General features: G+C 72.1%; 14 protein-coding genes and 1 pseudogene. 12 read left to right on the plus strand and 3 right to left on the minus strand.

The genetic code is table 11. The features are described 5' to 3' along the window. Nucleotides 1-118: 118 nt before the first annotated feature. The 6 genes from GSF22_RS00745 (at nt 119) to GSF22_RS00770 (ending at nt 8,932) form a co-directional block, all read left to right on the plus strand. Nucleotides 119-886 (plus strand): SGNH/GDSL hydrolase family protein, encoded by a 768-nt coding sequence (locus tag GSF22_RS00745; protein WP_208810621.1) that lies wholly within the window; start codon nt 119-121, stop codon nt 884-886. A 37-nt stretch (nt 887-923) separates the two neighbouring features. Then, nucleotides 924-1,829, plus strand: a complete 906-nt coding sequence (locus GSF22_RS00750; protein ID WP_208810622.1) for a sulfurtransferase — start codon at nt 924-926, stop codon at nt 1,827-1,829. A gap of 84 nt (nt 1,830-1,913) precedes the next feature. After that, on the plus strand, nt 1,914-3,716 hold the full coding sequence (locus GSF22_RS00755; protein ID WP_208810624.1) for an HSP90 family protein: 1,803 nt from the start codon (nt 1,914-1,916) through the stop codon (nt 3,714-3,716). After that, nucleotides 3,713-6,673: a hypothetical protein gene (locus GSF22_RS00760; protein WP_307803660.1), complete on the plus strand. Its 2,961-nt coding sequence runs from the start codon at nt 3,713-3,715 to the stop codon at nt 6,671-6,673. Before GSF22_RS00755 ends, GSF22_RS00760 begins: the two co-directional genes overlap by 4 nt. A 222-nt stretch (nt 6,674-6,895) precedes the next feature. Beyond that, entirely contained in the window at nt 6,896-7,477 is a 582-nt protein-coding gene (locus tag GSF22_RS00765) for a TetR/AcrR family transcriptional regulator (protein WP_208810681.1), read from the plus strand. 96 nt (nt 7,478-7,573) lie between these two features. Then, nucleotides 7,574-8,932 (plus strand): acetyl-CoA carboxylase biotin carboxylase subunit, encoded by a 1,359-nt coding sequence (locus GSF22_RS00770; protein WP_208810626.1) that lies wholly within the window; start codon nt 7,574-7,576, stop codon nt 8,930-8,932. Here the strand turns inward: GSF22_RS00770 and GSF22_RS00775 are convergent. Beyond that, complete coding sequence (locus GSF22_RS00775) at nt 8,916-9,077, minus strand: hypothetical protein (RefSeq protein ID WP_208810628.1); 162 nt, start codon at nt 9,075-9,077, stop codon at nt 8,916-8,918. The genes GSF22_RS00770 and GSF22_RS00775 overlap by 17 nt on opposite strands. A gap of 140 nt (nt 9,078-9,217) precedes the next feature. Between GSF22_RS00775 and GSF22_RS00780 the strand changes: the two genes are divergently transcribed. The 4 genes and pseudogenes from GSF22_RS00780 to GSF22_RS00795 form a co-directional block, all read left to right on the plus strand. After that, complete coding sequence (locus GSF22_RS00780; protein ID WP_208810682.1) at nt 9,218-10,129, plus strand: hydroxymethylglutaryl-CoA lyase; 912 nt, start codon at nt 9,218-9,220, stop codon at nt 10,127-10,129. A 191-nt stretch (nt 10,130-10,320) separates the two neighbouring features. After that, on the plus strand, nt 10,321-11,853 hold the full coding sequence (locus GSF22_RS00785) for an acyl-CoA carboxylase subunit beta (RefSeq protein WP_208810629.1): 1,533 nt from the start codon (nt 10,321-10,323) through the stop codon (nt 11,851-11,853). A 53-nt stretch (nt 11,854-11,906) separates the two neighbouring features. Continuing rightward, nucleotides 11,907-13,055, plus strand: a complete 1,149-nt coding sequence (locus GSF22_RS00790; protein ID WP_208810631.1) for an acyl-CoA dehydrogenase family protein — start codon at nt 11,907-11,909, stop codon at nt 13,053-13,055. A 423-nt stretch (nt 13,056-13,478) separates the two neighbouring features. Continuing rightward, nucleotides 13,479-15,785: pseudogene (locus GSF22_RS00795) on the plus strand (ATP-binding protein); the annotation flags it as partial. Nucleotides 15,786-16,165: 380 nt separating this feature from the next. Here GSF22_RS00795 and GSF22_RS00800 read toward each other — a convergent pair. Beyond that, complete coding sequence (locus GSF22_RS00800) at nt 16,166-16,654, minus strand: MarR family winged helix-turn-helix transcriptional regulator (protein WP_208810634.1); 489 nt, start codon at nt 16,652-16,654, stop codon at nt 16,166-16,168. Between the two features lie 101 nt (nt 16,655-16,755). Here GSF22_RS00800 and GSF22_RS00805 point away from each other — a divergent pair, with 101 nt between their 5' ends. Both GSF22_RS00805 and GSF22_RS00810 read left to right on the plus strand, forming a co-directional pair. Then, nucleotides 16,756-17,340 carry a YceI family protein gene (locus GSF22_RS00805; protein WP_208810636.1) on the plus strand — a complete coding sequence of 195 codons (585 nt, stop codon included), beginning with the start codon at nt 16,756-16,758 and terminating at the stop codon, nt 17,338-17,340. Between the two features lie 167 nt (nt 17,341-17,507). Further along, complete coding sequence (locus GSF22_RS00810; RefSeq protein ID WP_208810638.1) at nt 17,508-18,986, plus strand: glutamate--cysteine ligase; 1,479 nt, start codon at nt 17,508-17,510, stop codon at nt 18,984-18,986. A gap of 69 nt (nt 18,987-19,055) precedes the next feature. Here GSF22_RS00810 and GSF22_RS00815 read toward each other — a convergent pair whose 3' ends face one another. Then, nucleotides 19,056-20,228, minus strand: a complete 1,173-nt coding sequence (locus tag GSF22_RS00815) for a hypothetical protein (RefSeq protein ID WP_208810639.1) — start codon at nt 20,226-20,228, stop codon at nt 19,056-19,058. Nucleotides 20,229-20,243 lie beyond the last annotated feature (15 nt).

A 20,243-nucleotide genomic window follows, 5' to 3' on the forward strand; every position in this document is an offset into this window, starting at 1 on the left:
CGGCGCCGGCTGCAGCGGTGCCGGTCACGTCGGGACGCAGACCGGAGCACGTCGTTGCGGACCGGATGACAGACTTGCCGGCGCACGGTAAGCGGGGAGAACGGCAGGGGGGACACCTGTGCGCTGGCGCAGCTTCGTGGCGGTGGGTGACAGTTTCACCGAGGGAATGGACGACACGTACCCGGACGGCAGCTACCGGGGTTGGGCGGACCTGGTGGCGACGCGGCTGGCCGCCGGGGCCGGACCGGACTTCGGGTACGCGAACCTGGCGATCCGGGGTCGGCTCTTCCCGAGCGTCGTCGCCGAGCAGGTCCCGGCTGCCCTGGCCATGCGTCCCGACCTGATCAGTTTCGCCGCCGGTGGGAACGACGTGCTGCGCCGCAGCTTCGACCCGGACACCCTGGTGGAACGCTTCGACCAGGTGGTCGGCCGGCTCCGGGGTACCGGCGCGGACCTGCTGCTCTTCCGGTTCGCCGACGTGATGGCCCGGCTGCCCGGGCAGCGCCTGGTGGCGCCCCGGGTGCAACTGCTCAACCGGGCGGTCGGGGAGATCGCCGACCGGCACGGCGCGATCCTCGTCGACCTCTTCGCCGACGACACCTTCCTCAACCCGGCGCTGTGGAGCGCCGACCGGCTGCACCTGTCCGCCGCCGGGCACCGGCGGGTCGCCGGTCGGGTGCTCGACGCCCTCGGGGTCGGCTGCGACGAGGAGTGGCTCCTGGTACCGCCGCACCCGGAGCCGACGCCGTGGCTGTCCGCCCGCGCCGCCGACCTGCGCTGGGCCGGTCGGCACCTGGCGCCGTGGATCAGGCGGCGACTGACCGGCCGGTCCTCCGGTGACTTCGTCACCGCGAAGCGCCCGGTACTCACCCCGTTCACCGACTGACCGGCCGGGGGGCGGGTTCCGGCGTACCTTGGGGATCATGCCACTGCCGAGTGATCCCGCCCCCGCCCTGCAGTCGTACGCCGATCCGCAGCGACTCGTCACCACCGGATGGCTCGCCGAGCATCTCGGGGCCGACGGGCTGGTCGTCGTCGAATCCGACGAGGACGTGCTGCTCTACGACACCGGGCACATCCCCGGTGCGGTCAAGGTCGACTGGCACCTCGAACTCAACGACCAGGTGACCCGGGACTACCTCGACGCGGCCGGGTTCGCCGAGCTGTGCGCCGCCAAGGGCATCGGGCGGGACGACACGGTGGTCTTCTACGGCGACAACTTCAACTGGTGGGCGGCGTACGCGCTCTGGGTCTTCTCGCTCTTCGGCCACCCGGACGTGCGGCTGCTCGACGGTGGCCGGCAGAAATGGGTCGCCGAGGGGCGGGAGCTGACCCGGGAACGGGTCGCCCGGCCCCGTGCCGACTATCCCGTGCCGGTCCGCGACGACGCGCCGATCCGGGCGTACCGGGACCAGGTGATGGCACACATCGCGGCGGCCCGGCCGTTGGTCGACGTCCGGTCGCCCGGTGAGTACACCGGCGAGATGCTGCACATGCCGGACTATCCGCAGGAGGGTGCGCTGCGTGGCGGGCACATTCCCGGTGCGGTCAACAAGCCGTGGAAATCGGCGGCCAACGACGACGGTACCTTCCGGTCGGCGGAGGAACTGCGGGCGATCTACGCCGACCAGCTCGGGCTGGACCCGTCCGACGATGTGATCGCGTACTGCCGGATCGGGGAACGGTCCAGCCACACCTGGTTCGTGCTGCGGCACCTGCTCGGCTATCCGCAGGTCCGGAACTACGACGGATCGTGGACGGAATGGGGCAACCTGGTCCGGGCTCCCGTCGTCCGGGGCGACCAGCCGGGCGGCCTGGCCGGCGGCTGAGAGCCACCCCGGAAACCGGTACCCCGGACGTCGCCCCCTACCGGTACGGTGGGCGCCGGCATTCCAGGTGGGGAGCAATCAGGCGTGGACCGTACCTTCCAGGTCGACCTCCGTGGTGTGGTCGACCTGCTCAGTCATCACCTGTACGGCAGCCCACGGGTCTTCGTCCGTGAACTGCTGCAGAACGCCGTCGACGCGATCACCGCGCGCCGGTCCGCCGACCCGGGCGCACCTGCGGTGGTCTGGATCGAGCCGCCGGAGCTGACCGGCGACGGCACGCTGCGGGTGCACGACACCGGGATCGGGTTGACCGAGGCGCAGGTGCACGAGCTGCTCGCCACGATCGGCCGCAGCTCCAAGCGGGACGAGCTGGGGTTCGCCCGGCACAAGTTCCTCGGCCAGTTCGGCATCGGGCTGCTCTCCTGTTTCCTCGTCGCCGACGAGATCCGGGTGGTGACCCGGCACGCCGACGAGCCGACCGTGCTCTGGACCGGTCACTCCGACGGCCGGTACGCGGTCGAGGTAGCCGCGCCGGACGCCCAGCGGATCGAGCCGGGCACCACGGTGACCCTGGTCCCGCGCCGGGACGCCGACCAGTGGCTCTCCGTACCGACCGTCACCGAACTGGCCCGGCTCTACGGTTCGCTGCTGCCGGTCACCGTGCGGGTCGGTGACGTGGAGACCACCGCCGGGCCGCCGCCGTGGTCGGCCGTTGCCGGCCGGTCCCCCGCCACCCGGCGGGACGACCTGATCCGGTACGCCCGGGAGCACCTCGGCTACACCCCGTTCGACGTGGTGCCGTTGTCGGTTCCCGAGGCGGGACTGACCGGGGTGGCGTACGTGCTGCCCGCCCCGGTGAACCCGGCCGCCCGCGCCGGTCACCGGGTCTACCTGAAGCGGATGCTGCTCACCGAGAGCGCCGACGGCCTGCTGCCGGACTGGGCGTTCTTCGCGCACTGCGTGGTCGACGCCAGCGAACTGCGGCCGACCGCCAGCCGGGAGTCACTCTACGAGGACAGCCTGCTGGAGAGCACCCGGGAGGCCCTGGGTGACCAGTTGCGGGGCTGGCTGGTCCGGTTGGCCGGGGGCGAGCCGCGTCGGCTCGCCGAGTTCCTCCAGATCCACCACCTCGGGGTCAAGGCGTTGGCACTGCACGACGACGAGATGCTCCGCCTGGTGGAGCAGTGGTGGCCGATGGAGACCAACGCCGGCCAGTCGACGCTCGCCGAGTTCCGTGAGCGGCACGGCGTGATCCGGTACGCGGCCAGCATCGACGAGTTCCGGCAGCTCGCGGCGGTCGCGGCGGCGCAGGACCTGGCCGTGGTCAACGCCGGGTACACGTACGACACCGAGCTGATCGAGCGGCTGCCCACGGTGGACCGGTCGGTGCTGATCGAGCGGCTGGAGCCGAGTGACCTGACCACCCGGTTCGACAGTATCGACCCGGCGACCGAGCTGGCTCTGCGGCCGTTCCTCACCGCCGCCCAGCGGGTCCTGGACCGGCTCGGTTGCGAGGTGGTGCTGCGGGCCTTCGACCCGGTGTCGTTGCCGGCGCTGTACCTGGTCAGCCGGTCGGCGCTCTTTCACGACCAGCTCGCCGAGACCCGGCAGCGCGCCGACGACCTGTGGGGCGGGGTGCTCGACGCGCTCGCCGCGTCCGGCCCGCCGGAACGGCCACAGCTGGTGCTCAACCACCGCAACCCGCTGGTCCGGCGGGTCACCACCCTCGGCGACCCGGAGCTTGCCGGCCTCGCCGTCGAGGCGCTGTACGGGCAGGCGCTGCTGCTCGGGTACCACCCGATCCGGCCGGCCGACGCCGCGTTGTTGAACAGTTCCTTCCTCGGCCTGCTCGGCCGGGCGGTGCCAGGACAGGGGAGTGAGGCGTGACCACCAGCGAGGACCTGTGGCGGGTGCTGCACGAGGTCTACGAGATGCCGTACGGGCCGGGCCAGGTGGCCGCCGTCGAGCAGCTCGTCCGCCGGGCCGACGCCGAGGGTGACGCGCACCTGGCCTTCGCCGCCCGGATGCTCGCCACCACCGCCTACGTCTACGGCGGTGAGCCGGCGAAGTCGTTCGTCAGCTTCTCGTGGTGTCTGGCGGACTTCGACCGGGCCCCCCAGCCGTACCACGCCCGGCACGCGGGCAACCTGTTGTGGCACTTCAAGTACATGATCAACGCCCTGCTCGACTTCCCCGAGGTGCCGTTGGACCGCACGTACGCGGTCCTGGACGACATGGAACGGCGTTACCGGGACGGCGGGCACAGCCTCCAGACCGTCTACAAGCACCGGCACCGGGTCGCCCGGCACCTCGGCGCCGACGAGGAGGCGGCCGAGTGGTACCGGCGGTGGGTCACCACCCCCCGCGACGACCTCTCCGACTGCGCCGGCTGCGACCCGTCGGCCCAGGCCGGGTACCTCGCCGCCACCGGGCAGGACGAGGCGGCGGTGGCGCTCGCCGAACCGGTGCTCGCCGGCCGGCTCTCCTGCACCGAGCAGCCCCAGGGCATCCTCACCGCCCTGCTCCTGCCGTACCTGCGGACCGGCCGGCGGGACGCGGCCCGGGACGCGCACCGGCAGGCGTACCGGCGGATCCGGGGCAATCTCGCCGACCTCGGGCAGATCGGTGAGCACCTGGAGTTCTGCGCGCTCACCGGCAACGAGGCGCGTGGCCTGGAGATCGTGGAACGACACCTGGAGTGGCTGGACCGGGCCCCGTCGCCGGGTGCTGCGCTGGAGTTCTCCGGTGCGGCGGCCCTGGTGCTGCGCCGGCTCGACGCGGCCGGGCACGGCGACCTGACCGTGCACCGCCGGGCCCACGCCGACCGCCCGGCCGCCGACGTACCGGTCGGCGCGCTCGCCGTCGAGCTGGCCGACCTGGCGACCGGGCTGGCTGCCCGCTTCGACGAACGCAACGGTACGGACACCCAGTCGCGGCGGCTCGCCGCCCGGCTGACGGCCGAGCCGGTCGGCGCGCACCTGCCGCTCTCCGCCAGCCTGCGGCGCCAACCACCGGTCCGGCCCGGGACGGACCCGGCGACGGCCACTCCGTCCGGCACGGATCCGGCGACGACCACCCCGTCCGGGACGGCAGCCACGGCCACCCCGGCCGGTGCGGGTACGGCCGGTGGTCCGGCTTCCGTCGCCCGACCGGCCGTCGAGATTCCCGCCGACGCGACGGCCGGCGAGCTGCTCGACCTTGCCGCGCAACGGTGGCGGGCGGACCGGCTGGACGAGATGGCCGCCGTCCTGGCGCGGTACGACGAACGGTTCACCGACGACCCCGGGGTGCCCGAGCTGGTCCGGGTACGCCGGGTCGAGCTGCGGGCCGCCGAGTTCGACAGTGCGGAGGAACTGCCGGCGGCCCGGGCCGCCAACGAGGAGGCGATGCGCCGCTACCGGGAGTTGGGCGAGCCGGTCCGGGAGCAGATCGTCGCCGGTCGGCTCGGGGTGCTGTGCTGTGCCCTCGGGGAGTCCGACGAGGGGCTGCGGCTGGCCCGTACGGCGGCGGAGTACCTGGCCGAGCACGGTGACCCGGTCGAGCGGGCCGGTGGCCACGACCGGCTGGCCTCCGCCCTGATCCGGCAGGAACGCTGGGCCGAGGCGCTGGACGCGGTCGGGCGGGCCGAGGAGGCGGCCAAGGCGAGCGACGACCCGTACCTGCCCGCACTTCTCGTCCTGCGGCGTACCCAGTGCCTCGAACAGCTCGACCAGCCGGCCGAGTTCCGGGCTGCGGCCCGCCGCGCCCGGGAGCTGAGCCGGGAGTTGGCGATGCCCCGGTTCCTGACCGCGTCCTGCCTGGCGTACGCGCGGGCGGTGGACGACCCGGCGGAGGCGGTCGACGCCTGCGACGAGGCGCTACGGGTGGCGCCGGCCGAGGCGGCGTTGCCGGTCCGGCTGACCCGGGGCCGGCTGCTGATGGCGGCGGACCGGCCCGCCGAGGCGGTCGAGGACTTCGTGGAGGCGGTCGCGCTCTGTGTGGAGCGGGGCGTCGTCGACGGTGCGGCGTTCCTCCGCTGGGAGCTGGCCAACGCGTACCGGCTGGCCGGGCGGCTCGCCGAGGCGGCCGAGGTCGCCGAGGAGGCGGTCGGCGCGCTGGACCGGCTCGGTCACCAGTCGGAGGCCGACCAGTGCCGGCATCTGCTGGCCAACATCTATCTCGCGCTCGACGAGGACCAGCCGGCCCTGGCACTGCTCGACCAGCTGGCCGAGAACCTCGACGGGCCGGACAACCTACCGGGGCGGGCACAGGTGCTTGAGGAGGCCGGCGGAGTGCTGTACGACCGAGACCGGGACGTTCTGGCGGCACAGCGGTTCGCCGCTGCGGCGACCGCGTACCAGTTGGCCGGTCTGTCGGTGGACGAGTTGCGGTCGCGGCGGCGGGAGGCGGCGGCGCTGCTCTGGTCCGGTGACGTGACCCAGGCGTTGGCTGCCGTCGACCGGGCCGACCAGGTCGCCGCCGCGCTCCCCGCAGCCACCGTCGAACAGCCGGCGGTGCTCTGGGAGCTGGCGATGCTCGCCGACGCGGCGGCCCGCGTACTGCTCGGCGCCGACCGGCCGGGTGAGGCACTGGACCGGCTGGCCGGGGTGGCCGGGCAACTGCGGGCGATCGATGCGTTCGGTGAGGCGTTGCAGGTGGAACTGCTCACCGGTGAGCTGCTGCTGCGGCTGGACCGGCCGGCCGAGGCGGAGCCCGTGCTGCGCCGCGCGTTGGGGGCGCTGCCGAAGACGTCCGGCGCGGTACCCAGGGCGGCCTGGCTGCTCGCCCGGGCCCTGACCGGACTGGGACGGACGGCCGAGGCGGAGGCGCTGCGCGACGAGTACCGCCTGGCCGACGGCGACTGACCCGGTGCCGCCCGGGCTGCCACCGGCGGGGACAGGCCGCCCCGGCTGTCAGTGGCGGGGGGACCGGGCCGCCCCGGCTGCCAGTGGCCGGGGCCGTGACGTCGATGGGAACGGTGTGGGAAGTGGGCGGCAAACCGCTGGTGGGGGCGACGATTGACAGCGGATTAGGCTGACCGGGTGACGGTGGAGCAGCAGGCGACGGGGACGGCGGCGAAAGGGCCGGTGGGGACCGGCCGACGGCGGTCACGCCGCGACGAGATCCTGGAGATCGCGGTCGGGCTCTTCGCCGCCCGTGGTTACCACGGTGTGTCGATGGACGACATCGGTGCGGCGGCCGGGGTCACCGGGCCGGCGTTGTACCACCACTTCGCCGGCAAGGAGGCGATGCTGGTCGCCGCGCTCATCCCGGTGAGCGAGGGACTGCTCGCCGGTGGCCGTGAGCGGGTGGCCGCGCATCCGGCGGACCCGCGTACCGCACTGGAGTCGCTGATCGACTTCCACGTCGACTTCGCGCTGGCCAACCCGGCGGTGATCGCCCTGCACCTGCACGAGCTGGACCGGTTGCCGGAGGAACCGCGCCGGCAGATCCGCCGGTTGCAGCGGCTCTACGTGGAGGAGTGGGTGGCGGTGCTCACCGCCCTGCACCCGGGGCTGCCCGCTCGTGAGGGCCGGGTGCTGGCGCACGCGGCGTTCGGTCTGATGAACTCCACCCCGTTCCTCGGGGGTGAGGTCGACCAGGCCCGGCGGGCCCGGCTGCTGCGTACCGCCACGCTCACCGCGCTGCTCGCCGACCCCGGTCAGTGATCACCCCGCGCCTTTCTCCACCGCGCCTGTCCTGATTCGCCGCCCCGTTCCGACGGCCGGATCCGTTCCGCCGGCCGGATACGCAGAGAGGGAACCATGATCGAGTCGTTGCTCGTCGCCAACCGGGGCGAGATCGCCCGCCGGATCATCCGTACCGCCCGACGGCTCGGAATCCGCACGGTCGCGGTGCACTCCGAGGCGGACGCCGGACTGCCCTTCGTCACCGAGGCGGACGAGGCGGTCTGCGTCGGCCCGGCCAACCCGGCCCTGAGCTACCGCAACGTCGACGCGATCCTCGCCGCTGCCAAGTCGACCGGTGTGCAGGCGATCCACCCCGGCTACGGCTTCCTGTCGGAGAACGCCGACTTCGCCCGTACCGTCGAGGCCAACGGCCTGATCTGGGTCGGGCCTCCGGCAGACGCGATCACCGCGATGGGCGACAAGATCAATGCGCGGAACCTGATGGCGGAGGCCGGCGTGCCGGTGGCACCGGGCAGCCCCGACCCGGCCGCCGACGTGGAGGCGGCGGTGGCTGCGGCGGGCGGGATCGGCTACCCGGTGATGGTCAAGGCCGCCGCCGGTGGCGGTGGCATGGGCATGGCCGTGGCCAACGACGAGGCGGCGCTGCGCACCGAGTACGACAAGGTCCGCTCGTTCGCGGAGCGGATGTTCGGCGACGGCTCCGTGCTGATCGAGCGGTACTTCCCCCGGGTACGGCACGTCGAGGTGCAGATCCTCGGCCTGGCCGACGGTCGGGTGGTGGCGCTCGGTGAGCGGGAGTGCTCGGTGCAGCGGCGCAACCAGAAGCTGGTCGAGGAGTCGCCGTCCCCGGCGGTCTCCCCGGAGCTGCGGGAGCGGTTCCTCGCGGCGGCGGTACGCGCGGGCGAGGCCGTCGGCTACCGCAACGCCGGTACCGTCGAGTGCCTGCTGGTCCCGGGTGACCGGGACTCCGACGGTGCGGCGGACGAGTTCTTCTTCCTGGAGATGAACACCCGACTCCAGGTGGAGCACCCGGTGACCGAGCTGGTCTACGGGGTGGACCTGGTCGAGGAGCAGCTGCGGGTGGCGTCCGGGCTGGCGCCCACCTTCGACCCGGACGCGCTCGCTCCGCGGGGGCATGCGATCGAGTTGCGGATCAACGCCGAGGACCCGAAGCGGTTCCTGCCCGGTCCGGGTGTCATCGGGACGTGGGTGGAGCCGACCGGCGAGGGCGTACGCGTCGACTCCGGCTACGTCGCGGGCAACACCGTCACCCCGTTCTACGACAGCCTGATGGCCAAGTTGATCATCTCTGCGCCCACCCGCGCCGAGGCGATCGACCGGGCCCGCGTCGCCGTCGCGCAGTTCGAGGTTGCCGGTCCGAAGTGCAACCTGCCGTTCTTCGCCGAGTTGCTGGAGAACGCCGAGTTCGTCTCCGGCGACTACGACACCGGCATCGTCACCCGGATGCGCTGACCCGCCGTCCCGCTGCCCCGCTGACCCGCCGTCCCGCTGCCGCGCTGACCTGCCGTCCCGCTGCCGCGCTGACCTGCCGTCCCGCTGCCGCGCTGTCCCCGTCGATCATGAAGTTGTTGTCACGACACGCCGGCAGGAGTGACAACAACTTCATGATCGACCCAGGGACGGGGCGTGCTCCAGCGGGAGGCGAGAGACAGGAGCCGGGACGGGGCAGGCGTGGTGGAATGCTGGAGGGACCCATCACGTAAGACCGTCACAGTGAGGTGACCCCTTATGGCGGAACTGCCGGACTTCGTCTCCATCCGCGAGGTCGGACCACGGGACGGGCTCCAGAACGAGGAGCCCATCCCGACCGACGCCAAGGTGCGGCTGATCGACGCGTTGTCGCGTACCGGCGCGCGACGGATCGAGGCCGTCTCGTTCGTGCACCCGAAGGCCATCCCGCAGATGGCCGACGCCGACGAGGTGTGGCAGCGGGCCTCGAAGGCCGACGGGGTGCGCTACTCGGCACTCGTGCCGAACACCCGGGGTGCCCAGCGTGCCCTCGCTGCCGGCTTCGCCGAGATCGAGGTGGTGGTGTCGGCCAGCGACACCCACAACCGGCGCAACGTCAACCGGTCCACGGACGAGTCGCTGGACGACATCGCCGAGCTGATCGACCTGCTGCACGGTGCCGGGGCCACCGCCGAGGTGATCGTGGCGACCAGCTTCGGCTGCCCCTACGAGGGGGACGTCGACCCACAGCGGGTCGCCGGCATCGTCGACCGCGTGGTCCGCGACGGCGCCGACCGGGTCGCGTTCGGCGACACCACCGGCATGGGTACGCCCCGGCGGGTCCGCGAGCTGCTCACTGCGGTACGGGACCGGAATGCGCACGTTCCGGTCCTGCTGCACTTCCACAACACCCGGGGTACCGCCCTGGCGAACATGCTGACCGCGCTGGAGTTGGGGGTCACCGAGTTCGACGCCAGCGTCGGTGGCCTGGGCGGCTGCCCGTACGCACCGGGGGCCAGCGGCAACCTGGCCACCGAGGAGGCGGTGCACATGCTGCACGACATAGGCATCGACACCGGCATCGACCTTGCTGCCCTGATCGAAGCTGCGGAACTGGCCGAGGAGCTGGTCGGCAGGAAGCTCCCCTCGGGTGTGCTGCGGGCCGGGCCGCGTACCCGGCTCACTCCGCTGCCTGCCTGATCCGATGCTGGCGGTCCTGAGGGCCGGTTCCGTTACCGGGGCCGGCCCTCGGCCTTGCCGACACTCCGCTCGTCGGGCGGCGGTCGATTGGGGGCGGCGGTGCGGCTCGCCGGAGGATGGGACGATACGCTAGCCTAACGATCGTTCAGGTCGGTAGGCCGGTTTGTCCGGCACGCGACGAGGGAGTCGGCGTGACGCTCGACGGTGAGGCACTGGAGCAGCTGCGCAAGCGCGCCAAGGCCGGTGGTGCGGACAGGTACCACGCGGCGAACGCCGCCAAGGGCAAGCTGTTCGCCCGGGAACGGGTGGCGCTGCTGGTCGACGAGGGTTCCTTCGTCGAGGACGGCCTCTACGCCAACGCGATGGCCGAGGGTCTCCCCGCCGACGGCGTGGTCACCGGTACCGCCACCATCGACGGCCGGCAGGTCTGCCTGATGGCGAACGACTCCACGGTCAAGGCCGGCAGTTGGGGCGCCCGTACCGTCGAAAAGATCATCCGGATCATCGAGCGGGCGTACGCGACCGGTGTGCCGATGGTCTACCTGGTCGACTCGGCCGGGGCGCGGATCACCGACCAGGTCGACCTCTTTCCCGGCCGGCGGGGCGCCGGCAAGATCTTCTGGAACCAGGTACGCGCCTCCGGTTCGATCCCGCAGGTCTGCGCGTTGTTCGGGCCGAGCGCCGCCGGTGGGGCGTACATTCCGGCGTTCTGCGACGTGGTGGCCATGGTGGACGGCAACGCCAGCATGTACCTCGGCTCGGACCGGATGGTCGAGATGGTGACCGGCGAGAAGACCACCCTGGAGGCGATGGGCGGGGCGAAGGTGCACTGCGCCGAGTCCGGCGTCGGGCACTTCCTCTGCAAGACCGAGGCCGAGGCGCTCGACGTGGTCCGGCGCTACCTGTCCTACCTGCCGGCCAACTGGACCCAGCAGCCGCCGGTCGCCGAGGCCGTACCGGCACCGGAGAAGGCGGACCTGGCCGCCCTGGTACCGGCCAGCGAGCGGCAGGCGTTCGACATGCGCCGGTACGTCAAGGGCCTGCTCGACGACGGTAGCTTCTTCGAGATCCAGGCGCTCTGGGCCAAGGAGCTGACCATCGGGTTCGGCCGGCTGAACGGCGAGGTCGTCGGCGTGGTCGGCAACAACTCGATGTTCAAGGGTGGCGTGCTCTTCGTCGACTCGGCAGACAAGGCGACCCGGTTCGTGCAGCTCTGCGACGCCTTCAACGTGCCGCTGCTGTTCCTCTCCGACGTGCCCGGCTTCATGGTGGGTACGGCGGTGGAGAAGCAGGGCATCATCCGGCACGGGGCCAAGATGATCACCGCCATCTCCGAGGCGACCGTGCCGAAGATCTGCGTGGTGGTCCGTAAGGCGTACGGCGCGGGTCTCTACGCAATGGCCGGCCCGGGGTTCGAGCCGGACGCCACCATCGCCCTGCCCACCGCCAAGATCGCGGTCATGGGGGCGGAGGCCGCCGTCAACGCCGTCTACGCCAACAAGATCGCCGCCATCGCGGACCCGGACGAGCGCGCCGCGTTCGTCGCGGAGAAGCGCGAGGCGTACGAGCGGGACATCGACATCGTCCGCCTCGCCAGCGAGCTGGTGGTGGACGCGATCGTCGAGCCGCACGAACTGCGGACGGAACTCGTCCGCCGGTTCGCCGCCGCCCGGGGCAAGGAGCGGCACTTCTCCCGACGCCGGCACGGCGTCACCCCGGTCTAGCGGCGCCACAAGCGCCAACCGGGACCGATCCGTACAGGAGGAAGAGGTACCCGATGGACTTCCGGCTCACCGAGGAGCACGAGGCGCTCCGGTCCAGCGTGCGGGACTTCGCCCGCGAGGTGGTCGCGCCGGTCATCGCCGAGCACTACGAGAAGCACACCTTCCCGTACGAGGTGGTCCGCCAGATGGGCAAGATGGGGCTGTTCGGGCTCCCCTTCCCCGAGGAGCACGGCGGCATGGGCGGCGACTACTTCGCGCTCTGCCTGGCCCTGGAGGAACTGGCCCGGGTGGACTCCAGTGTGGCGATCACCCTGGAGGCGGCGGTCTCGCTCGGCGCCATGCCGATCTACCGCTTCGGTACTCCCGAGCAGAAGGAACGCTGGCTGCCGAGGCTGGTCAGTGGGGAGGCACTGGCCGGGTTCGGCCTGACCGAGCCGGGGACCGGTTCGGATGCCGGCGGTACCCAGACCCGGGCGGTCCTCGACGGTGACGAGTGGGTCATCAACGGCTCGAAGGCGTTCATCACCAACTCCGGTACCGACATCACCGCACTGGTGACGGTGACTGCGGTGACCGGCATCCGGCCGGACGGGTCGAAGGAACTGTCCACGATCATCGTGCCGTCCGGTACGCCCGGTTTCACGGTGGCGCCCGGCTACTCGAAGGTCGGCTGGAACGCGTCGGACACCCACGAGTTGACCTTCGACGACTGCCGGGTCCCGGCAGAGAACCTGCTCGGCGAGCGTGGCCGGGGCTTCGCGCAGTTCCTGCGGATCCTCGACGAGGGGCGGATCGCCATCGCCGCCCTGGCGGTGGGTCTCGCCCAGGGCTGCGTGGACGAGTCGCTGAAGTACGCGAAGGAGCGGCACGCCTTCGGCCAGCCGATCGGCAACTACCAGGCCATCCAGTTCAAGATCGCGGACATGGAGCTGAAGGCGCACACCGCGCGGCTGGCGTACTACGACGCGGCGGCCCGGATGCTGGCGGGTGAGAACTTCAAGCGCCAGGCGGCGATCGCGAAGCTGCACGCCAGTACGGTCGCGGTCGACAACGCCCGGGAGGCGACCCAGATCCACGGCGGGTACGGCTTCATGAACGAGTACCCGGTGGCCCGGTTCTGGCGGGACTCGAAGATCCTGGAGATCGGCGAGGGTACCTCCGAGGTGCAGCGCATGATCATCGCTCGGGATCTCGGGCTGTAGCTCCCGACAGCGACCGTCGGGGTGGCGGTGACCGTTCCGGAGCCGTAGCGCCGGCTTCGCGCCTCCCGGACCGGGACGATGGGTGGCTTCTGATCCCTGTCGAGCTGCTGGCACAGACGGAGCAGTCCGGCCGGGTGGTGCTGCTCTAGCAGGGTGGTGCTGCTCTGGTCGGGTGGTGCTGGCCCGGTGCGGCGGTGCCTGCCCGGTCGGCAGCTCGACAGGGCGCCCGCAACCTCTTTGGTACACAGTCGACGGACCGTGTCGTAGGTGGCGCGTCCTCTCGCGTCACCCTCGTCGGGCCGGACCCCGCTCGGGCGCAGCCTGCGTCCGGCGGGGCTCCGTGTCGGATATCCGAACCGGTACCGGTCGGTAGGACGACGTAGTCCTGCCGGATGTCGGTCGCCCTCCGTAGCCTTCCTGCCCATGACTCCGGATCATGATCGCGGGCAGGGTCGGTCCGGTCTGCCGGAGCTGTTGCTCGGGCATCGGCTTGCCGCCGGGTTCACCCAGGCGGAACTGGCCAGCCGGGCCGGCGTCGGGGTCCGCACCGTCCGTGACCTGGAACGCGGCCGATCGGTACGGCCACAGCGGACGACCGTGGAGTTGCTCGCAGCCGCGCTCCAACTTGCGCCAGCCGACCGGGCCGTCCTGCTGGCGGCCGCGCGGGGTCACCGCAGCCCGGCGCCGGCCGACGGATCGGCCAGCCGGATGCCACCCCCGGCCGGGCCGGTCGACCGGGCATCATCCGCCACCGGCCCGGTCGGCCAGTTGCCGCCCGCCACCGAACTGATCGGCCGGGACGACGAGGTCGCCGGAGTGGTGGACCTGCTCGCCCCGGCACCGGACCGGCAACCACCGACCGTGGTCAGTCTGGTCGGATTGGCCGGCGTAGGGAAGACCGCCCTGGCCCTCGCGGTCGCCCGGGCGGTACCGGTACCGCACCGCGCCGGGGTCCTGGTGGGTGAGGGCTCCGACGTCGGGGACGTGCTCACCGCGGTCGCCGGGGTGTTCGGGGCGGCCCGCCCGGCGGAACTCGTCGACCGGCTCGGGGAGGCTCCCGCGCTGCTGGTGATCGACGCCGTGGAGCGGGCCCCGGGTCCGGTGGCCGAGGCGCTCACCCGGCTCACCGGTCACCTGCCCGGTCTACGGGTACTCGCCACCGGCCGGCACCCGGTCGGTCTGCCCGGCGAGCGGGTCTGGCCGGTCACCCCGTTGGACGTACCCCCGCCCGACGGGGTGACCGGGGCACCGGGTGCCGGTACCCCGGTGGACCTCGACCAACTGGCCGGCTACCCGGCGGTCCGGCTCTTCCTGGCCCGGCTCGGGCAGGTACGCCGGGAACCGCCCCGGACGGACGAACTGGCGGCGCTCGGTCTCCTCGTCCGCCGGCTCGGTGGACTGCCGTTGGCGATCGAACTGGTCGCTGCCCGGGGGCGGATCCTCGACCTGAACGACATGCTCGACCGGTACGGCGACCGGGTACTCGACCTGGCCACGGCGACGGCTCCCCGTCCGGCGACAGCGGTGACGATGCGGGACGAGGTGGCGGCCAGCTACCACCTGTTGGCGCCGGACGAGCAGCGGGCCCTACGGGAGTTGTCCGCATTCCGTAACCGCTGGTCCCTGACGCTCGCCGAGGAACTGCTCGCCACCGGTACCGACCTGGTGGCGCTGCTGGACCGCCTGCTCGAACTCGGCCTGCTGAGCGTACGGGGTTCCGGGGAGTTCCGGTTCCGGCTGCTGGACGTGGTGCGGGACTTCGCCGCCGAGCAGGCCACCATCGGCGGTGAGGCGACCGTGGTCCGGCGCCGGCACGCCGTGGTGCTGACCCGGTGGGCCACCCGGACCGCACCGGAGCTGGCCGGTGCCGATCCGGCGTCGGCGGTGTGCCGGTTCGACGAGGTCAGTCCCGACCTGTCCACCGCATTGAGCCATGCCGCGAACGACGATCCGCACACCGCGCTGGCGCTGGCCGCCGCCCTGTCCCGCTGGTGGGGTTTCCGTGGGCGTGACGTGTTCGGCCGGCGGTGGCTGCGTCGGTTGCTGGACGACCCGCGTACCGCCGACGCCGATCCCCGGGTACGCGCCGACGCCCGACTGGGCGTGGCCCGGTTGGCCGCGGAGCACGGGGCGGGTACCGACGAGGTGCCGGCGGTGCGGGAGGCGTTGGCCGGGTACCAGCGGCTCGGCGATCTGCCGGGCGAGGTGGCCGCCCGTACGGTGCTCTGCGCGCTGTTGACCGCCGCAGGCGGGTACGACGAGGCCCGTGCCCATGGTGAGGCGGCACTGGCCCTGGCTGCCGGTGCCGGCCGGAACCGGGACGTGGCGATGGTCCAGCTCGAACTGGGTCGGCGGGATGTCCGGGTCGGTGACCTGCGGGCTGCCCGGCGCCGACTGGCCGTGGTGGGCCGGCTGGCGGCCCGGTGCGGCGATGCGCGGCTGCGGTCCCTGGCCCGAATGGAGTTGGCCGAGGTCGAGCGGCTCGCCCGCCGGTACGACGAAACGGCCCCGGACGCTCGGCTGGCCGAGGCGGTGGCCCTGCTCACCGAGTCGCTCTCCGGCGCACCGTCCGGGTTGACCGCCGATGCTGCGTCTGTCCCGGCGGCCGATGCTCCACCTGCCGCCGAGGCGGGCGCGTTACCCGTGGCGGCGGTCGACGCGGCGGTCGAGGGATGTCTTGCGCTGCGTCGCGGTGAACTGGCGCGGGCGGCGGAGTGGTTCGCTGTGGCTGCTGCGGCGAGTCGTTGAGGACGTCCCCGGTCAGCAGGGTGAACCGGCCATCGCCGCTCGCCCGCTGGCCGGCTCGGGATGGTCCGGCGCGGTCGTCCTGGGGTTCGAGGTGGCGCGGGCGGCGAGCCCCCTGTCCAACCCCTCGCCCGTCGCCCGCGCCACCACCCCCCGGTGCGTTGCCGCTGATGCAGGTTAACTGGCGTTAGCCGACCGTTTTGTCCATTGGATGGGCATTCATGCCATCCCGGGATCGGTTCTGCCGGAACTTCTGCCGGTCGTGTCCGGTTCACCCGCATGGCGCCCGCGTGCCGCCTGGGCGTGTCGGGGCGTCGTGCACCGCTCGGACGTCGGGCGTTGAGCCGGCGCAGCGGATCCGGGCGTCAGGCGTCCGGTACCGGCTCGGTGCTGCCTGCGGTGGCGCCCGGGTGTACCGCGTCGCGGACCTTGCGGAGGCCGTCGAGCAGTGCGGTCAACTCGCGGGCGGTGAGCTGACCGGTGAACCACTGCTCGATGATCTCCAGGTGGCCCGGCAGCGTCTCGTCGAGTCGCCGGAGCCCGGCTTCGGTGACCACGGCGTAGGAACTGCGCCGGTCGGACGGGCAGGCCCGCCGGCAGAGCAGTCCGTCCCGTTCCATCCGGTCCACGACACGGGTCACGCCGCTGGTGGAGAGGGAGGTCTGGGCGGCGAGGTCGGTCATGCGGAGCTGGTTGCCGGGTGACCGCGACAGTCGCATGAGCACCTCGAACTCCACCTGCGACAGGCCGTGCTCCTCGTACTGCGCGGCGAACCGGGCGGAGAGCCCGGCATGCGTCTCGAAGAGCAGGCCGACAGCCGTGATGCGGGGGTCGTCGAACACGTTCCTGGTCACCGGTTCATCCTAGCAGTACTTGACAGGAGGAATATTGCTTCGGCTAAAGTTGCTTCAACAGCCATTGGGTATCTGAACCATCTCTCCCGGAGGGCAGCAACATGACCAGCGGCATCGAATCCGTTACCCGCGAGTGGGACGGCCTCACCATCCCGGCGGCCGGCACCTACCTGCTCGACCAGGCGCACAAGCGGGTCGGCTTCGTGGTCCGGCACATGATGGTCAGCAAGGTGCGCGGCGAGTTCGCCGAGGCGACCGCGACGATCACCGTTGCCGAGGACCCGCTCCAGTCGTCCGTCGCCGCCACCATCCAGGCTGCCAGCATCAGCACCGGCCAGAACGACCGGGACAACCACCTGCGCAGCGGTGACTTCCTGGAGGCCGAGAAGTTCCCGACCCTGGAGTACCGCAGCACCCGGGTCAAGTCCCGCGACGGCAACGAGTTCGTGCTCAGCGGGGAGCTGACCATCAAGGGCGTCACCCGTGAGGTCGACCTTGAGGTCGAGTTCGAGGGTGTCGGGCGCAGCCCGTACGGCCAGGACATCTTCGGTTTCTCGGCCAGCACGGAGATCGACCGTGAGGACTTCGGGCTGACCTGGAACGTGGCGCTGGAGACCGGTGGCGTGGTCGTCGGCAAGAAGATCAAGATCGAGATCGAGGGTGAGGCCATCCGTCAGGCGGCCTGATCCGCTCCCGAGTGACGTGCGCGACGCCCCAGCTACCGGCGCCCCCGGTACCTGGGGCGTCGTGCTGGGTATGGAGGTTCCGGTCGTCCCGGTCACCGCAGATATTCACAAGCGTCACGGTACGACCGTACTGTTGTATCGTCGGCCGCCTCGCTCCGGGAGGGCACATGGGTAGGGACGTCGCGAAGGGCGCCTTCTCCCGAGAGGATCGGATCCGCTACCGGCAGAAGGTCCGCCGGTGTCTCGACGTCTTCGCGCTCATGCTCGACGACTTCGGCTTCGACGCGGACCGGCCCACCACCGGACTGGAGATCGAGCTCAACCTGATCGACGGCGCCGCCGAGCCCGCCATGCGCAACGACCAGATCCTGGCCGACATCGCCGACCCCAACTTCCAGACCGAGCTGGGGCAGTTCAACCTGGAGCTGAACGCCAGCCCCCGGCTGATCGAGGGCGGCGGGTTCGCCGACTACGAGCAGGACCTCCGGGGCAGTCTGCACCGGGCCGACGAGCGGGCCGGCAGGTCCGACGCCGCGATCATCCTGATCGGTATCCTGCCCACCCTCACCGAGCACCACCTGGTGGCCGACAACCTCTCCACCAACGAGCGGTACCGGGTGCTCAACGAGCAGATCGTGGCGGCCCGGGGTGAGGACATCGAGCTGGACATCCGGGGTGTGGAACGGTTGCAGACGCACACCGACTCGATCGCCCCCGAGGCTGCCTGCACCAGCCTCCAGTTCCACCTCCAGGTCGCCCCGGACAGCTTCGCCAACTACTGGAACGCCTCCCAGGCCATCGCCGGGGTGCAGGTGGCGATCGGGGCGAACTCCCCTTTCCTGTACGGGCGGCAGCTCTGGGCGGAAACCCGGATCGCGCTCTTCGAACAGGCCACCGACACCCGGCCGGACGAGCTCAAGGCGCAGGGGGTACGCCCCCGGGTCTGGTTCGGGGAACGTTGGATCACCTCGATCTTCGACCTGTTCGAGGAGAACGTCCGCTACTTCCCGCCGCTGCTGCCGATCTGCGACGACGAGGACCCGGCCGAGGTGCTGCACGGTGGCGGCGTACCCACCCTGGGGGAACTGCGCCTGCACAACGGCACGGTCTACCGCTGGAACCGGCCGGTCTACGACATCATGAACGGCCGCCCGCACCTGCGGGTGGAGAACCGGGTTCTACCGGCCGGGCCGACCGTGGTCGACATGCTGGCGAACGCCGCCTTCTACTTCGGACTCGCCCGGGATCTCGCCGAGGGCGACCGGCCGATCTGGAGTCAGCTCAGCTTCAGTGCCGCCGAGGAGAACTTCCACGCAGCGGCCCGGCGGGGCATCGACGCCGTCCTGCACTGGCCCCGGCTCGGTGAGGTACGCGCCACCGACCTGGTGCTCGACGTGCTGCTGCCGCGTGCGGCGAACGGGCTCGACCGGTTCGGGGTCGCGGCCGAGCACCGGGACCGGCTGCTCGGTGTGATCGAGGGACGGTGCCGGACCGGCCGCAACGGAGCGGTGTGGCAGACGGAGGCGGTGTGGGCGGCCGAACGGCACGCCGGACTGGACCGGCAGGCCGCACTGCACGACATGCTCAGGCGCTACGGCGAGCTGCAACGGACCAACGAGCCGGTGCACACCTGGCCGGTGGGGTGAGCCCTCCGACCCGGCCGGCCCTCCCGCAGCGTGGTGTGCGGATCCGGTCCGGTCGGGCGGTGCAGGAGTTCAGGGTCCACCAGGACGGTCTGGTTCCGCCGCGTCCGTCGGAGCTGTACCGGTCGGCGTGGCTGCGGACTTCGACCGGCGGGTACGCGGGCGCGGCACGACCGGACGGGCAGCGGGCGGATCGGCCGGCGCCGCGTCCGGTTCAGGGGCGGCGACCGGCCCAGCCTCCGGCATGGGCACCGCGTCCGGCACCGGTTCGACGTCCGGCTCAGGGGTGGTGACCGGCCCGGGCTCCGGCAGGGTCACCGGCGCTGGACCAGTGTCCGGTACCAACTTCGCCCGCTGCTCACTCCGCTGGGCCAGCGCCGCCACCAGGGTCGAGCCGGCCAGCCCGGCAAGGACCGCCCAGGGCGCCACCAGGTGCGCCGAGCGCAGCTCGGCCGGCAGCCCGGCCAGAGCCGGCGTGGTCAGCAGATAGGCGACCGCCACCAACAGCGGGCCGGCAGCCCCGGAACCGGCCGTACCCACCCGGCCGGCCGGGTACCGGGACGCCTTCCGCGCGGCGACCATCCCGATCAGCAGGGCGGCACCGAGGGAGAGCGCCGCGTCCGGCCAGTAACCGATGTCGCGGTACCACCGGTCGGCGGGGCCTGCGGGCCAGGTGGCCAGCGGACCGCCCGCCGGCTCCCCACCGGCGACCCGGACCACCACCCCGGTCACCGCCAGTGCCCAGATCCAGGCCATCGTGCCGGCCAGGTTGCGGGCAGCAGCCGGTGACGTGAGTACCCAGTACGCCGCGACCAGACCCAGGAGTACGCCGAGCAGGGCGTGCGCACCCACGACGGTCTGGGCGGGTGCCGCCGTCGTGCCGTCGGCGGTCCGGGCCGGTACGGCGAGCAGGACGACGGTGACCAGTGCACCGACCGCCGAGGCGAGGGCGAGTACCGGTCGACCGGGGCGGCCCACCGGTCGGTGCGTACCCGGTGCCGGTTGGTCGACCCCGAGATTGCCGGCCAACCGGCCGGCGGCCAGCGCCCCGGCGACCGTCGACGTGGCAGCCACCCAGACGGCCCAGGCCAGAGCCTGCACCCAGGCCGTCGACCCGGCCGGATCGGTCGGGGGCAGCCAGGTGACGATGCCCAGCCCGTAACCCAGGCCGAGCTGGGCGGCTCCCGCAGCAGCCGCCACCCCGGTCGCTGTCCCGACCGGCCTTCCCCAGCCTCGTACGGCCATGCCGGGCAGCGTAGC

The organism is Micromonospora echinofusca, assembly GCF_017614955.1.
GTDB lineage: Bacteria > Actinomycetota > Actinomycetes > Mycobacteriales > Micromonosporaceae > Micromonospora > Micromonospora echinofusca_A.